The following is a 15791-nucleotide window of genomic DNA, read 5'->3' as shown; positions in this document are numbered from 1 at the left end:
CCGAGGTTGAGCTGGCTGGCGGCGTGGTCGCTGGCCAGGCGCAGGCGCTGCTGGCCGGTGGCGTCGTCGAAGACGAGCTCGTTGTGGCCGCTGGCGCGGTAGGCGCGGGAGCGCAGCCCCGAGAGCAGGCCGTTGCTGTGCCACGGCGGCGGGGTGGCGGCGTTGAACACGCGCGCGGTGATCAGCGGTCGGTCGGGGTCGGCGTCGAGGAAGTCGACGAGCACCTCCTGGCCGACGCGGGGGGTGAACACCGCGCCCCAGCCGGCGCCGGCGCTGGGTTCGGCGACGCGCAGCCAGCAGCTGTCGCGCTCGTCGCCGCGCGCGAGGCGGTCCCAGTGGAAGCGGACCTTCACGCGGTTGAGGTGATCGGTGTGGATCTCCTCGCCCTCGGGGCCGACGACGGTGGCGGTCTGGGGGCCGGCGAGCACGGGGCGGGGGTGCTCGAGCGCGGGGCGGTAGGGGATGTGGGCGCGCTGGGCCTCGAGGGAGACGAGGTAGTGGCCGGTGCCGGCGCTGCGGTAGTCCTCGCGCTCGTCGCCGTGCGCCTCGAGGCCGTGGGCGCGGCGGGCGGCGTCGATGTCGGGCTGGAGGCTGCCGGGCAGGGCGTGGAGCGCGGGGCTGACGGGCAGGGCGTTCTCGGCGTGGACGCTGAGGGCGAGCACGAGGAAGTGGCGCTCGGCCTCGCCGCCGGTGTCGTGGAGCGGGTGCTCGGTGAGCTCGAAGCGGTGGCCGGCGAGCAGCTGGCGGGCGCCGCCGGCGCCGTGGAAGCGCCGGGCGCGGGCGTCGAAGGCCTCGAGGCGGTTGGCGGCGAGGCGCCCGCCGCGCTCGAAGCCGCGGTAGTAGTAGGTGCCGGCGTAGTCGTAGTGCTCGGCGGCGGGCGCGTTGCCGCGCTCGTGCGCGGTATCGAGCACGGTGCGCCTGGCGAGCGAGGGCTGCTTGTAGTCGAAGGTGGCGAGGCTCACGCGGGTGGGCTGCGCGCGGCGCCGCCCGCCCCACTGGGTGAGGGTGTCACGGGTCTCGGTGGGGCCCTGGCGGTGGAAGCGGATGGTGGCGGGCTCGACGGCGGGGCAGGTGTCGACGTCGTCGGTGACCACCAGGGTGTGGCCGGCCTCGCCGCCGTGGACGAAGTAGTAGAACAGCCCCTCCTCCTCGAAGAGGCGGCTGATGAAGTGCAGGTCGCTCTCGCGGTACTGCACGCAGTAGCTGCGCGCGGGGTAGTCGCGGCGCAGCTCGAAGCGGTAGCGCCCGCGGGCGAGGGCGTGGGCGTCGAACACGGCGGTGGCGATCCCGGGGACCGAGCGGTCCTGGAAGATGCGGCTGCCGCGCCCGAGCGCGAGCATCGACAGCCAGGGCACGAGGGTGAGCTGGTAGGTGCTCAGCCCCCCGTCCTCGCCGAGGCGGGCGGCCTCGGCGACGAGGGCGTGGAGGGGGCGCTCGCTGCCATCGGCCTGGCGGATGGCGAGCCGGGCGGGGGCGCCGATGAGGTGCTTGAGCTCGAGGTCGCCGCGCTGGCAGAGGCAGTCGAGGCGGTAGCGAAAGGGGGTGCTCACCGCCTCCTCGCCGACGAGGCGGTGGGGCAGCAGCCCGGCCGCCGCGCCAAGCTCCAGGCGCAGCAGCCGCTGGTGCTGCGTGAGCGAGACCTCGAAACGCTCGAGCAGCGTGTCCATGAAAGTGATATCCGTCATAGCCAATCTTCCTGATTGCTTCTCACCCGAGAGGTATCGGGGCGTCCCTGCCGCAGGTGCCACCTGCCGCTGGCTGGTACTTTGCATATGCGGCGCCCGGGAGGCAGCCGTCCTCATCACTAGGGAATCCGCGCGGCGAGCCCCACACGGCAGGCGAGTCCTCACCCGCCAGGTCAGGGGGACACGGGGCAACCATAAAACCGCCTGCCACGCGCATATCATCTCCTCCGGCGGCAGCCGCGGCACCCACCGGTAATGCCCTACCCGGCACCGGATACGACCTCATCGCCCCCCGGCGAGGGACTGCCGACCAGCCACTGCACACCGGTAATGCCATCATCCCGGAGCTGGAGCAGCAGGGCGCTGCCACCCACTCCGGCCATAGCGGCCCCGAGGGCGACCTGGACACCGTAAGCGGCATCGCCGGGCCAGCCGCAGAACCTCTCGAGATCGGCACCATGCTCGACGAGGTCCATCTGCGGATAGCGGACACTGAGCATGCCCGCCAGCTCACCCGAACGCCCCGGCAACCCCGGGGTATCCGTAACGATCGCATCCGCCTCGGGCGGCTCGTCACATACCGACGCGGTATATCCGCCGATGCACTCCGCCAGCGCCTGTGACAGCCCGCTCCCCTTCCGTCTCGACACGGACGCAGTCCGCTGCCCGCGATACAGCGTCCAGCCGGTCTCCGCCACCCCACGCGATTCGTCCGGCACGAACCGCCTGAACACAACGGCACTGGCGGCCTCACCGGGGGCCAGACCTTGCGGATGCATCACGGTCTTCAGGGCGCCTTCCCGGGTGAGCAGGTCCACACCGGGGCCATTGACCAGGGACGAGGCCGACAGCCAGATCACCCATCTGGCACCGCTCCCCGGCGCCGGCGCCAGACACTCGTGAAGGTTTGCACAATCGGCGGGCGGGCCGGCCTCGATCCGCTGGAAAGTGACCGGCAGTCGCCACCGTTCAAGTACGCCCTTCAAACGCTCGACGGCCCGTTCGCGAGCGGGGGAAGCCAGAGCGGTTGTCCAGACCACATCCACGACGGCCTCTTCGGGGATGTCCGCCGTCACGAGCAGGAGTTCGTCCAGCAACGTCGCAAGCAGCCGGCATTCGCGGTGGGCAACGGGATCCCCCGGCACGCCGGGCAGTGCCTCGTTGAGCCCGCTTATGCAATACACCGGAACCGGTTCACCGCGTCGCCCCGACAACCCGGCGTCTTGCGCCGGCGCCACGGCCTCCGGCACACCGGAGGTCGACACCACACCGGCAGGGGTCAACGCCAGGGCCGCCACGAGTGCCAGCCGCCCGGCTTCAAAGCGTGGCGACGCGTCCATGGCCGGCGCCTCCGGCTTGCGGTAACGGTGCAGCCGATCGTAGATCGAGGGGCGGTGCATGGGGTCATTCCTCCCCGGCGACACGGGTGCCGAGGGTGTCGCGGATGCCCTCGATCACGCCGTCGTCCCTGATGACGTCGCGAAGCCATTCCTCCAGCGGCATGCGTCCCCATTTCACGGCCCGCTCCACCAGGTACGGCACGGGGCTGTGTGGTTCGCTCTGCCTGAAGAATCGCGAGACCCCGGCGAGCATCTCGAAGGCCTCCTCCCGGGTCTCCGGCTGGGTGCGCAGCGCCCCGTCGCGACCTCCGGCCGCCGCCGGCGCGGGGACCGTCCATACCGCCTCCCCGGCCGGCCCGTCATTCGCCTCGCCGGCCTCCTCCGGCATATCGGTGACACCGCGCTCGCGCAGCAGCCGGGCCACCAGATCGCGGCACTGCTCGAGCTCGGCCTGCAACGCCGAATACCCCGGGCCGTCGACACCGAAACAGGCGTCGCTGCAGGCCTCGAGCTGCGAAAGGGCGTCAAGACACCCCTGAAGGCCGTCGTGTCGCTCCTGCAGGAAGGCGGTGTCGCTGAGCACCACGGAACGCTGGAACAGCTCATCGTTGATCTTCCCTTCGGCGAGCGCGGCCTGCATGGCGTCCGCGTCGGCACGGGCCTGATTCTCGACCTCGCGGGATTCCTCGTAGTCGACCAGGGCGTAGCCGTTGCCCTGCACCAGCGGCAGACCGCGCGCCACTTCGGCGAGGGTCGAGGCGAGCCAGTTCAGGCGCGCCACACGCTCCTCGGGGTCGGGGTCCAGCTCCGGATACAGCGTGTCCCAGAACTGCTCCAGCAGCGTGCGCGTCAGCGTCAGCCCGAAACGGATTCCCGGGAAGCCCTCACGATGTGCCAGCCCCTCGGTGAGCCAGGCAGCGAGCTGAAGATCCTTGCTGCGACCGGCAAGCACCTCGGAGGACAGGTGTACGACGGCCTCCCAGTCGGAGCGTTTGAGATCGACCTCCCAGTCCCCCTGGGGCAGGTAGGTCGGGTCGGCACGGCGGGCCTCCTTTATCTCGTCGAACAGCAGCGAGAACGCCAGGTCCTCGCCGCTGCCACCGTCGACCGGGGCCGTGAGCGCCTCGATGGTCAGATCGCCGAGTGTCTGCATGGCACCTTCCCTGGTGGGGGTTGCGTGATGTGCGCATCACCTCCGGCGAATGGCACGCCGCCGTTGCGGCCGTGTTTCCCCTATCGCCGCTAAAGCCAGCGGAAACGCGGGCCCCGGAGGGCCCGCGTCCGTGGTCAGGAATACACCTTGTTGCGGGTGCGATCCCAGCCGCCGGCAACGTTGCCGCCGCCCTGGCCGTCGGAACGCTTCTGCTGGGTGTAGGTGATCTTGATCCGCGCGAAGTTGAACTTGATGACCTCGGAGGGCAGGTCGTGCACGTCCTCCTGGTTGACACTCTCGTCATAGCTTGCGGCGGTGGAGGTCCCCTCCATGTTCGTGGAGGAGACGATCACCTCCTCGAGCTTGATCTCCATGTAACGCAGCTTGTCCCCGCCGGCACGGTTGACGTGGAGGGTGACATCCTTGATGTGCTGACCCTTGCAGCACGCCTCGAAGAGTTTCGCCGAGGCCTTGTCGACATACTTGCGCACGCGGAACTCGCTGAGATTGACACGCTCTGCGGAGGCGCCGCCCGCCGAGCTCGCCGTCGAGGACGTGGACTGACTCGCACCGAAGTCGAAGCTGAGCGCCTCGATCCAGTCCTTGTGCTTGTCGTCCAGGCTCTCACCGGGGATTCCGTCGATTTTCAGATACGCGTCGAATGCCATGCTCCATTGCTCCCAATTTTGCGATCGACAGATAGACACCCGCCATCCCGTGGCATGGATGTCGCTGAATACGCCGACGTCCGCTGATACAGGCCATCGCCGTTATTGGGGAGACACTGGATAAACGCCGGAGCGGGCGGGATTGCCCCATCGAACGCAGAAATGCGCGGCACTGAGCGTGGATATGACATGATTACAGCGTTCCGTGCTACTGCGCCTGACGACTCTCGCCGGTTATCAGCGCTTCCCTGGGTTGCCGCAGCGCACCGCGCTGCGGCAGCTTCCGCCGGCCGATGACGACACAACGCCCCGTCACCACCCCGGACAGAACCTAGCGCCCGCGTTCATGCAGGCGCCGTGGAAGTCATTTTTTCGCCTTCAGGCGGATTATGCAATCGCCGTCGTGGGGTAACGAGATCCCGTTCACTTCCCGTCACTGTTTGTGCACCTCGATCTCCACACGCCGGTTCGGCGCAAGGCAGTCGATCAGCCGGGCCCGGGGCAGATCGTCGCCGCAGGTGACCAGTGGCCGGCTGCTGCCGACACCGTCCGCCTCCACCAGTCCCGAAGGCACGCCCCGCCCGATGAGGTAGCGCCGCACCGTGCGGGCGCGTTGCAGCGACAGGCGCCGGTTCGCGCTATCGCTGCCCACCCGGTCGGCGTGACCGGTAATGATCACCTCCCCGAGCCTCGGCGTGTTGAGCAGCCGCTCGGCAACCTCGTCGAGCTCGTCACGCCCGGCGTCCTGGAGGCCGGCATAGTCGCCGCGGCCGAACGCAAACAGCGTATCCGAGCCGAGCATGATGGTCTCGGGACTGGACAGGGACCGTTCCAGGAGGCTGTCGATATAGCGTCTCGAGCTGGAAATCAGGAATTCGTTGCCGTCGATGCGCGGCACGTCCGGCTCATGCAGCTGCCGGGCATAGAAATCGATCTGTCGCCCCGCCCGGCGGAGGCCGCGTTCGTGTCGCGACGCCCCGCGCTCCGGGGCGTCGAGCTCTGGATACCACCACGCCGGTAGCTGGCGGATGAGGAAGTCGGGCTTCACGTCCGCCCGGGGCGAGCTGGAGAGCATGACGTAGGTGCCCAGCGCATTGCGGCCGAAACCGGCCAGGGCCTTGGCCGTGTTGCTCTCGGGCTGGGCGAAACCGGCGACACCGTCGATATGCACCGCTTCGCGAATATCGCTGTCGCGCCGGTAGACGTCGACCGTGGTCAGGGTATACAGCGATTTGGTGAGGTTGGCGGCGACGGGCTCCAGCATGATCGGCCGCAACGCGGCGAAGTAGCGCCGACGGACCGCGGCCTCGATGCGCTCTCCCTGATAGAGCCCGAAACGCATGGACCAGGGGACGCCGGTTTCGCTGTGGCGACGGTAGTAAGCCGCGGCCGCCCCCCGCAGCGTGTCGAGGGTCTGCCACGGGGCATACGCGTCCGGCCGGCCCGCGTCGTCGGACCGGGCCTGCGTCAGCGCACTGTCCAGCCGTGCGATCTCGCGGTGGTTGTACCAGGCGGACAGGGACCATACCGCGCAAAGGAGCAGCATCGCCGTGGCCCCCGCGCCGATCCATCCCCACTTGCGGCGCCGCTCGCGGGCGTGGCTCGCATACAGCCCGATAAGGTGCTGATCCGGAATAATCACACGGGTGAACAGCTCGTTGATGAAAAAGGGGCGCTCGCCGTGCGCCGCCGGCTCCCCGCCCTGCCCCGGCTCCAGGGCGAAGCGGCGATGGACGTCACGGGCCCAGGCGCCGCGGATGGCCTCTCCGTCCTGCAGGGCACTCACGAAGTAGAAACCGCGCAGCAGCGGTGCGTCCTGGTACGGGTTGGCATTGGTGAGCGCGGCGACGAACTGCTCCAGGGGACGGGCCAGTGCCGCGAACTCCAGCGGGAACTGCCACGCCACGCCGTCCTGCCGGGCCTCACGGATATCGCGCCGCACCAGATCGTCCTCGCTGACCTCCAGCCAACGGCGCCGGAGCCGCTCGAAGGCAACCCGGAACTTCTCGGACCAGTCCACGCGCTCGTGGCCGCGGTGCGCGAAGGTATGCCCGAGGACCTCACACCGGCGCTCCTCGGAGAGGCGCTCGAAGAACGGCGCGAAGCCCTGGATCAGGTCGCACTTGGTGAACACCAGGTAGATCGGCAGGCTCGACTCCAGTGACTCGCGTGCCTCCTGTATCCGCTCGCGCAGCCGCTTGGCCAGCTGCTCGCGCCCGCTCTGATCGGTGGTGATGACGTCGCTGATGTTCACGGCCACGATCAGGCCGTTGAGCGGACAGCGTCGACGGTGGTCCCGCAGCAGCGACAGGAAGGCCTTCCACTTGCCGGCCTCGTCGCCACCGTCCATGTACCGCCCGGCGGTATCGAGCAGGATCGCATCGGCGCTGAAGAACCAGTCGCAGTGCCGCGTCCCCCCCATGCCGGCCACACGGGCATTCTCGCGCTCGGCGAACGGGAAGTTCAGGCCGGACTGGTAGATCATGGTGCTCTTGCCCGCCGCCGGCTGGCCGACAATCATGTACCAGGGCAGCTCGTAGAGCGCGTCGTTACGGCGCCAGCGGGCCCCGCCACGCTGCTTGTGCAGCCGTTCGATGGCCTGCAGGAGGCGCTCGCGGAGCAGGCTGACCTCTTCCCGGTCCTGGGGGCTGGCCTCGAATACCGCGCGGTCCGCATCATCGAGGAGCAGATGCTCCAGATTGCGCTTGCGGTCCACGCCCCGGTAGAGCAGCAGCACATACGCGGCGGAGAGCACGAGGAACGTGCCGATGCCGAACAGCAGGCTGCCGAGGGAAGAGAACCCCAGCACGACCCCGAGCCACCAGACCAGGAAGATGGCGGCGAAGAACAGCCCGCCCAGAAAGTAGGGCCGGTACTTCAGGAACCAGTACTTGAGCAGCGACCATCTCAGGCGTTTCATGCGTCCCATCCGTTGGCGATGTCCCGTTCCAGCAGTTCCGTAAAGCGGGCGGTGAATTCGGCCAGCGGGAGGCGCTCGTCGGGCAGAGCAAGCGTCCCGGGATGCCATTCACCTGTGCCGAATGCGGCCAGAACGTCATGGCCGTGATCCCCGCCGTCACGGCCGGCGAGCAAGGGGTAGAAGTGGCCGGCATCGTCCGACGGCGGCACCAGCAGCAACCGCGGGCGCATGAAGTCGTCGAACAGCAGACTCATGGCCGGCGAGGGCTCCGGGCCGGGCAGCTGCTCACCGAGCCATCGATGCCACAGATCGGCCACCGAGCGTTTCAGCCCGCGCTCCGCGGGCAGGGGCAGAAACGCCGTCGGGCGACGTCGACCATAACGCCACTGCCCCATCAGCACGGCAAGACGGTGAAGACAGGCGCCGGTGACGAACTCCGGCCAGCCCTGGCGAAGCGTCGCCGCGATGTCGGCGAAGCTGAAATCCTCGAGCAGGCGCGCGTGTACGCGCTCGTACAGGGCGATGTCCTCGTCGCTCAGTGCCCGCAACTCACGGATCTGCCCGCCGGGATCGGTGGTGGCATCTCCGTGCACCGCGTTGATCAGGATCGGGCGGATCCGCCCGGCAAACATCTCGCAGAGCGTGTGCACGCAACCGATCGGCACGTGGCGCCGCCACGCCTCGATCACCTGGAAAACCAGGAACGGATAGCGTCGCCCGCTGGCATCGCAGGAACTGATCATGCCCCCGATCACGTCGCTGCCGTCCCGGGCGCGGAAACCGAAATACACGATGGGCAGCGCATCGAAACACGCGATCCAGTCCGGCTGCTCCGAGAGCTCGAGCAGCCCTGCCTGCAACCGACCGTCGAGCTCGCGAACGGCATCGCCGGCGGCGTTCACACCGATGAAATCGGCACACGAGGGCACCTTTCCGAAGCAGCCGATCATTGCCATTGCCCGCTCACTGCGCCAGCTCCGGAATGGACAGCGAGCGGATCCGCTGCAGGTCCGTGATGCTCACACCGCCGAAATTGCGCACCTGGAAACTGACGGCGCCGGCGTAGGTCCGCCAGCTCAGGCGCTGCCTCGCCCGGTCGACGGCACTCACGTGCGCGCTGCCGATCATCCGCAGCAACCCCCAGCGGTTGGGATAGTCGAAGACCGTGTGACGGCGGCCATTGCGGGTGACGACGTCGAGCCGTGCCCCGGGGGTTTTCGCCTCGCCGGGCCAGACCATGCGTTTCCATTCCTGGCGGTTGTTGCGGTAGTGAAGCGTCTGCCCGTCTATCGTGAGGATGATGTCGGTGAGTCCGGGGGAGGGATTCATCCGCACCTCGAAGCCATTGCGCAGATCGGAGAGGCTGTCGACCACCCGTCCCAGCTCCCGCGCCCTGTCGATGCTCTCTATCATCCGCGGGTCCACCAGCCCGGCCTCGCCATCGTCCTCTCCGCCGGCGAGGTCGCCGATCTCCTCGTCGCGGAACGTCGCCAGCAGACCGCTGTCCGGATCGATGAAATGCGATACGTCGCGCACCGACGCCTCGTTGACGGAATCGGCCACCGGATAACGTCCCGCTACCATCTGCTGCCACGGTGTATGGATCCGCTCGTCCCAGGCCTTGTTGAGCTGATGGCGAGCAGGGCCGTTCAGGGCCTGCCAGGTGTTCTCCACCGGCGTTTCGAACAGCGGCCGCAGCGTACTCACCAGGGCCACGCGGGAGGTGTCCACCTGAGCGGCTACGAAGTTGCGCAGCACACTGACCTCCGTGGTCTTGCCGGTCAGCGTCGCCGCGATCAGCGCCTTGCTCCGGCTGCCCGGGCTGCGGGCCTTGCGGATGGTGTCGACCCGTACCTTGAGCTGACGCAGATCGAGCAGATAACGGCTGAGCAGGGACTCCTCGCTGCCGCTCGCGCGCTCGGCAACCAGCAGACGTGCCACGGGGCGGAAATGCGCCGCCAGCGCACCGTCTTTCAGGCGCGGGAGTGACGCCCGGTCGAGCCCGCTGGAAACACGCTCCCCTGCGCCATCGAACACCCCCGCGACGCGCCCCCAGAAGCCCGCCTCCGGTTCCCCGTCCGGCTCCCGGTCGCCGAGCGCGTCCGGGGCGTCCCAGGCGGTATTGCGGTGCACGGCCTCGAGCACCTGCCGCAACGGGGACTTCTGCAGGTCACCGAGCCGGGCAAGGCCCGCACTGGCCTCCTCCAGGGTGGCGAAATCCGCCACGTGGGTGTTGCGCAGGAAACGCTCCCAGGCCCGCGCATAGTCACGCTTGTAGCGGCGCATGAGCTGACGCACGAACCGGGCCTTCGAGCGGACCTCGTCGTCGTTGTCACCGTCGTCCAGCACCCAGTCCGACTGCTGCCGGAGATCACCGGACACGGTCTCGGCCAGCGCGGGACGGAGATACTCCCGCCAGACGCGACGCGTGTAGAAGGCCGGCACCGAATGCCGCGCGTAGAGCAGCCGGCCCGGCATGTCTGGAGCCATGTCCGCGAGCGTCAGCGACTCGTACCGGTCCTCGACCTCCAGCTGGTATTTGAGGTAGGCCCGGTCGACGAGGGTGTTGTCGATCAGGAAGGCGTTGAGACTCGCCCGTGCACGCTTGACCAGCGCCGTGTCCCGGGCCAGGGCAGGTGCCTTACCGGCGCGGAGATAGTCGGCATACAGTCGGCTGTTGGCGTCGATCACCCCCGGCGCCGTCCGCGGGCTCACGCGGCGCCACAGCCTGGGCAGTACACCGGCGACGAACGCCCCCTGATCCTCGTGGCGCTGTGGTGCCGTCAGGATCAGGTAGAGCTTGAGAACCGAGTACCCCTCGATCAGCCGCTCGACGTCGCCCTCATCCAGCTTGGCCAGGAACTCCTCGGACAGCGACGCACCGCCATCCCCGGTCCCCTCGCCACCGGCGTCGCCGCCGATAGACGCCAGCGTCTCCCCCGGATTGCGCAGTCGCTGCTCGAGCTGATTGCGGGCGTCGCTGCGTGCCGACCACCAGGCGTCCCGGACGCCATCGGTGGTCCGCGAACTCGCCTCGCTGCGTACCCGGCTGCGCGCCTCGGCAACGCTCGTGGGCATGCTGCCCAGCGCCGGCCGCGCGGTCGCACGTTCGCGCACGCGCTCCATGGCCCGATCCCCCATGGACGCCGCTCCGCCCCGCAGCGCGGCGGCTGCGCCGGGCGCCGCAGTGGGTCCGGCACCGTCCCGTGGCCCGTCGTCCACGGCCGGAACCGCCCCGGTGCGCTCGGCAAAGGCGTTCAGGGCGATCAGACGACGACGCAGGTGGGCGACGACGGGTTCGAGCGCCTGCCGGCGCATCAGCTCCGACCAGCTCGTCTTCAGCGCCGACTCCAGGGCCGGCCCCTGGTAGAGACCCGCCCCCCAGAGCACCGGCACGCCGGCGCCGTCAAAGCGGGTCACACGTTCCAGGTGGTCATGCCAGCCCGCCAGCACCCGGCCACGCTGATACACGTCCAGCGGACGCCCGTCGCCGGCGGCATCCAGGTCCGAGGCAATGGCCTGCTGCCATTCGCGGTTGTGCCAGGCCGAGCCGGCAAGCAGCGTGATGACCCCGACCGTCGCCACGATCGCGGCGACCAGCAGGAACGGCGACCAGCCGCGCGAGGCCTGGTAGAGGCTGAGATTCCGGTCGGGGAATATGACCTGGCGGAACGCGTCGGCGATGAAGAAGCTGCGCTGGCCACCACCGGCCACCACACGGGACGCCGGATCGGCCGACGCACCGGCCGCCGCGTCGGCGGACGCCGGATCGCCGGAGCCGCGTCCGGAGAGGGCGAAGGTCTCGCGGACCTGGTCGTCGAGCAGCGCGGGCAGCGGATCGCCATCCTGCAGCGCGCTGGTGAAGTAGAGCCCCCGCAGCAGCGGCGCATCGTCGGGATGACGGCGCCGATCGAGACGCGCGATGAAATCCTGCAGCACCTCACCGAGTTCCGCGAAATAGTCAGGGAAACGAAGCAGCGTGCTGTCACCGTGCTCCCCTTCCTCGGCCAGTCGCCGATCCACGCGGTCACGCAGGTTGGCCACGAGCGCCGGAAACCGGCGCCCGAATGCACCGGCAACCCCGCGGTTGCGAATCTCGTCCAGGGAGAACGTCATGCCCCAGGGCGTCTGGCGCTCCTGCACATCCAGACCGGCGAATGTGTCCAGAAAGCCGGGCAGCAGGTCCGCCTTGCTGAAAAACACGTAGACAGGGGGATGGCTTCCCAGGCAGCGGCGATACTCGTCGATCCGCGTCGTGAGCCGCTCGGCCAGCACCTGATCCTCCGTTCGGCTCTGTTCGAGCAGCTCCGGCAGGCTGACCACCAGGATCAGCCCGTTGACTGCCGGCCTGCGGCGCTGTCGCCGCAGCGTACGAAGAAAATCCGCGAACTCCGCCGCGGGCTCGTCGTCGACCAGGTAGCGGCCCGCGGTATCGACCAGCACCGCGTCCCGGCTGAAGTACCAGTCACAGTGCCGGGTGCCGCTAAGTGCCGAACTGCCGGCACCGCCCGCCATGGCCGCCGACAGCGACGAGCGGCTCAGAAGCGATGTCTTGCCGGAGGCCGACAGGCCCATGACGAGATACCAGGGCAGCTCGTAGAGCGAGGCGCGGCCTCCGTCCATCGAGCGCGCGGCGCGCTGCATCGACAGGGCGTGCTGGAGACGTTCGCGCAGGATCCGGTAATCGCCACCGCCCCCGACCTGCTCGGCGCCCTCGCGGTGGACCTCCAGCTCCACCAGGTTCTCGATGTTGCGCTCCGCGCGGATGCGGTGATACTGGCGCAGCACGATGGCGAACAGCCACAGCGCGGTCCAGAGCGCCATGATCACGAAGATCGTGTCACGCTTGCCGATCCACAGCGGCAACAGCAGCACACACAGGGCGAGCCCGGTGAGCCAGAGCAGAATGGAGACCGGCCAGAATCCCTTCAGGGCCTTGAGTATGCGTTTCAAACGGTCCATGTTCGCGACTCGCCGCTACAGACTGAACAGATCGCCGATGCGCTGGACCAGCACCTCGCTCTCGCTGCCGAGCCACCAGCGCAGTCCGCCGTAAACGGCCAGGCAGATCAGCGCCATGAACAGCAGATACACCCACAGCGGGATCTCGTGGCGCAGCAGCTGGCTGACCTGGTCCGGCAGCTGCCACTGCTCGCGCGCGTCCTCCGGGGCACGGCGGTAACGGGCGATGTCCTGGCCCAGGGTGTTGGCGATGTAGCGGAGCTGGTCGCGGTTCTCCAGGCTGAACTTGCCCTCGAACCCCAGCGCCAGGCAGCGATGGTAGACCTCGAGCACGTCGAGGTTGCCGCGCACATCCGCGCGGAGGGCCTCCAGGCGATCGAAGAATCCCTCCCCCGCCAGGTGGACACCGAAATACTTGTACTGGAAGGGATGCATCTCCATGTGGCCGCGGATGTTCCCTGCACCCCCCTTGAGTACGCTCTCGTCGAGAAAGGCGCACAGCGCGTACTGGGCGTCGCGTACGGCCTCGACGCTGTAGCGCGCGTTCCGGGCCTGCTTCTCGAACGCGATAAACCACTCGTCCACCCGTTCCTGGAAACGCTCTACGCTGGCCGCCTCTTCGCCACGGCGCACCATCAGGATCATGGACAGGAAATCGCGCGAGAACGCGGCTAGCGTCGCGGGCTCCCCCACGCTTCCCGATACGGACAAGGCTTCGTTCATTTCAGTACCGCCATGAGTTCGATGCTGAGACTGGGAAATCCGCTAGGGACATAGAATGAGATCGCCTGCGCGGCCATCATCCGGTCATAGCCGCTGCCGTGGGGCTCCAGCGCGAAGTAATGGTTGTCCAGTCGCACCGGAATCGCGCTCGGCAGCCGCGTGGCGTGCTCGAGCCGCACCCCCGGCAGCGCGGTGTTGACCACCACCTCGATGTCATCCGGCGAACCGACCTTGAAGGCCCTCGGCACGAGTTCGATCAGCCGGGCACCGGGCATGTCCGCATGGACGCTGATGTAGAACTCGGCCCGGGTGAGACGCTCGTCTTCCAGGCGGGCGAGGTAGTAGGACGGGCGCGTCTGCTCCAGCGGAATCGAGATGTACTGGTTGGGGATGACGATATCCAGCAACTCCCGCACCGTCCCCTCCAGCCGGGAGAGCGACGCGGCGGGATCGCGGTGGTCATACTCGGGGATATCGCCAAGGCGGTGCGCCATGGAGAACGTCATCAGGCTCGCCGCCAGCTCGGCCAGGAAACAGTACAGCCGCTCCGGATGCAGGGACGGGTGCGCCCGCAGGTGCGCCAGCCGCGGCCATGCCTGATTGATCGTGTAGAGCAGCCAGAACAGGGTCACGTCGCTGGAACCGAACTCGGCGACCTGGTCGGCACGTTCACGCCGGCGCCCCGAAAGGACCTCGCTCCGGGCACCAAGCAGCCCGAGCAGACGGTCGGCGATCTCCCGCGGCAGTGCCGCCGTATCCAGATGCAGCGCCGGCGGCATGAACTCGCGCTGTTCCAGGCCCAGCCGCCCGGCGGAGTTACGCGATAGCAGGCCGATCGGGCAATGAGTGTAGCCCTCCAGCTCGTCGGTCTCGAGCATCAGCACGGTGGCGTGCTCCAGCATCCCCAGCTCGTTCTCCAGCGCCCCCTCGTTGAGGTCCGGCATAGTCTCGAAGCGCTGCACATAACGCCGCTGCCCCTGCCGGGAGTCGTGTCCCTCGTCCGCATAACTGGGCGCGTACGGCTCGAGCAGCCGCAACGCGGCGTGGACGCGCACCTTGCCGTCCAGCGCGAGGTCGCCGAGATCGCGCGCCGGCGGCAGCGGATCGTGCTGGGGGGCGTCGACGAACGTGCCGTCCGGGAACACCAGCTTGAGACGGGTCAGCCTGAGGGTGCCGCGCTCCAGGGCGCTTTCGTCGAAGGCGAGGGCCTGAACCCCCCAGTCGAAGGGCGTGTTCCGTCGGCCCAGCTCCACCGTGTTGCGCTGGTGGTATTCATCCTGATACTGAAAATGCTGCGGCAGGAGGAACATTCCCTCCGACCACATGATCCGGTTCCGTTTGCTCACGCTAGCCTTCCAGTTCCATTGGCCGACATTCGCATTCCACCGGGCCGTCCCGGTCCGTCACTGCCGGGCGAGCAGGTCGCTCCCCCGCTCGACGAAGACGTGCTCACCATCGAGCCGGAGCATCACGCCGTCGGAGGACCACAGCACACCGTCGTCGCGGAGCGCCTCGGCGTCGAAGGCGACACGCCACTCCCCGCCGTCGGGGTTGCGGAAGAACACCGCCACACCCAGGTACTGCGCCCGTGGCGACAGTGCCGCCGAGTCCGTGCGCGCCTGGCCCGGCAGCAGGGTCATCTCGCGTTTGGACAGGAGTGCCGCCCCGAGCACCCCCGCGTCGTCGCCCCACAGCTGCGCCATGGATGCCTGCATGAACGGGTCGAGCTCACCGAGCTGGTAGGTCCGCACCACCACCGAAAGCGCCCGGCCCGTCGCGTCCGGGTTGACCGTCTCCGTGGCGGTCACCGTCACCCGTGCCTCGGGGTTCTGGCTGAACAGCATGTCGCCGGCCCAGGACCCGTCCACCTGATTACCCATCCGGTCGGCGATACCACAGCCCCCGAGGGCCAGGGCGATCAGGCAGGACAGCAGCAGCCAATGCACTCGAATTCCAGTCATTTCCGGCAACACCCCGACACCCGTTTCCAGACAATCCGCCCCTCGATCCGCAAGGCCCCCTATGGGCCGCTGCAAATCAGCGCGTTTGGCGGGAAGAGGTAATCGCGGGACCGATACGCCGGCTGCGCAGCGTCCCTGCGCCGGCCGGACGGGGCCCTGCGGGCCAGCTCCGTCGCCGGCACTGCACGTGCCGGCACCACGGCCGGACGATGGTGGAACGACGACCCGGGGAAAGGCGCTGGCGATCAGTCCGGGTATGCCCTCGCGGGCACAGCGGGCGCTGCTGGACACGGACAACGATCGCAGCGACCCATCCCGGTCCTGCCACCGTCATGCGCTCGAGTCCTCCGCCGGAACAGGCTTCGCGACACGTCCGTGA

At 68.5% G+C, this 15791-nt stretch carries 10 protein-coding genes; all 10 read right to left on the bottom strand.

Annotated features, from left to right (window positions below):
* Positions 1-1685, bottom strand: a 1685-nt coding sequence (locus C516_RS0112620; RefSeq protein ID WP_018718763.1) for a type VI secretion system Vgr family protein, incomplete at its 3' end; no start/stop codon positions are given.
* Between the two features lie 260 nt (positions 1686-1945).
* Positions 1946-3085, bottom strand: a complete 1140-nt coding sequence (locus tag C516_RS0112615; RefSeq protein ID WP_018718762.1) for a hypothetical protein — start codon at positions 3083-3085, stop codon at positions 1946-1948.
* Between the two features lie 4 nt (positions 3086-3089).
* Positions 3090-4178, bottom strand: a complete 1089-nt coding sequence (gene tssA / locus C516_RS0112610; protein WP_018718761.1) for a type VI secretion system protein TssA — start codon at positions 4176-4178, stop codon at positions 3090-3092.
* Between the two features lie 134 nt (positions 4179-4312).
* Positions 4313-4846 (bottom strand): Hcp family type VI secretion system effector, encoded by a 534-nt coding sequence (locus C516_RS0112605; protein ID WP_018718760.1) that lies wholly within the window; start codon positions 4844-4846, stop codon positions 4313-4315.
* Positions 4847-5279: 433 nt separating this feature from the next.
* Positions 5280-7766, bottom strand: coding sequence for a type VI secretion system membrane subunit TssM (gene tssM / locus C516_RS0112600; protein ID WP_018718759.1), 2487 nt, complete (start codon positions 7764-7766; stop codon positions 5280-5282).
* Complete coding sequence (gene tagF, locus C516_RS0112595) at positions 7763-8722, bottom strand: type VI secretion system-associated protein TagF (protein WP_211210621.1); 960 nt, start codon at positions 8720-8722, stop codon at positions 7763-7765. Before tagF ends, tssM begins: the two co-directional genes overlap by 4 nt.
* 7 nt (positions 8723-8729) lie before the next feature.
* A complete protein-coding gene (locus C516_RS0112590; RefSeq protein WP_018718757.1) occupies positions 8730-12728 on the bottom strand; it encodes a type VI secretion protein IcmF/TssM N-terminal domain-containing protein in 3999 nt (1332 codons plus the stop codon).
* A 15-nt stretch (positions 12729-12743) separates the two neighbouring features.
* Positions 12744-13451, bottom strand: a complete 708-nt coding sequence (gene icmH / locus C516_RS0112585) for a type IVB secretion system protein IcmH/DotU (RefSeq protein WP_026321162.1) — start codon at positions 13449-13451, stop codon at positions 12744-12746.
* Positions 13448-14797 carry a type VI secretion system baseplate subunit TssK gene (gene tssK, locus C516_RS0112580; RefSeq protein WP_026321161.1) on the bottom strand — a complete coding sequence of 450 codons (1350 nt, stop codon included), beginning with the start codon at positions 14795-14797 and terminating at the stop codon, positions 13448-13450. The genes icmH and tssK overlap by 4 nt, the downstream gene beginning before the upstream one ends.
* Before the next feature lie 57 nt (positions 14798-14854).
* Entirely contained in the window at positions 14855-15412 is a 558-nt protein-coding gene (gene tssJ / locus C516_RS19485; RefSeq protein WP_084594199.1) for a type VI secretion system lipoprotein TssJ, read from the bottom strand.
* Positions 15413-15791 lie beyond the last annotated feature (379 nt).

Origin of the sequence: Arhodomonas aquaeolei DSM 8974, from assembly GCF_000374645.1 — a bacterium.
GTDB lineage: Bacteria > Pseudomonadota > Gammaproteobacteria > Nitrococcales > Nitrococcaceae > Arhodomonas > Arhodomonas aquaeolei.
This window is presented reverse-complemented; position numbering and strand designations above follow the sequence as displayed.

What these genes read in the sequence shown, in the direction of transcription:
- C516_RS0112615 (WP_018718762.1), bottom strand. Translation starts at nt 3,085, where the DNA reads ATGCACCGCCCCTCGATCTACGATCGGCTGCACCGTTACCGCAAGCCG.
- tssJ (WP_084594199.1), bottom strand. Translation starts at nt 15,412, where the DNA reads ATGACTGGAATTCGAGTGCATTGGCTGCTGCTGTCCTGCCTGATCGCC.
- tssM (WP_018718759.1), bottom strand. Translation starts at nt 7,766, where the DNA reads ATGAAACGCCTGAGATGGTCGCTGCTCAAGTACTGGTTCCTGAAGTAC.
- C516_RS0112605 (WP_018718760.1), bottom strand. Translation starts at nt 4,846, where the DNA reads ATGGCATTCGACGCGTATCTGAAAATCGACGGAATCCCCGGTGAGAGC.
- icmH (WP_026321162.1), bottom strand. Translation starts at nt 13,451, where the DNA reads ATGAACGAAGCCTTGTCCGTATCGGGAAGCGTGGGGGAGCCCGCGACG.
- tagF (WP_211210621.1), bottom strand. Translation starts at nt 8,722, where the DNA reads ATGGCAATGATCGGCTGCTTCGGAAAGGTGCCCTCGTGTGCCGATTTC.
- tssA (WP_018718761.1), bottom strand. Translation starts at nt 4,178, where the DNA reads ATGCAGACACTCGGCGATCTGACCATCGAGGCGCTCACGGCCCCGGTC.
- C516_RS0112590 (WP_018718757.1), bottom strand. Translation starts at nt 12,728, where the DNA reads ATGGACCGTTTGAAACGCATACTCAAGGCCCTGAAGGGATTCTGGCCG.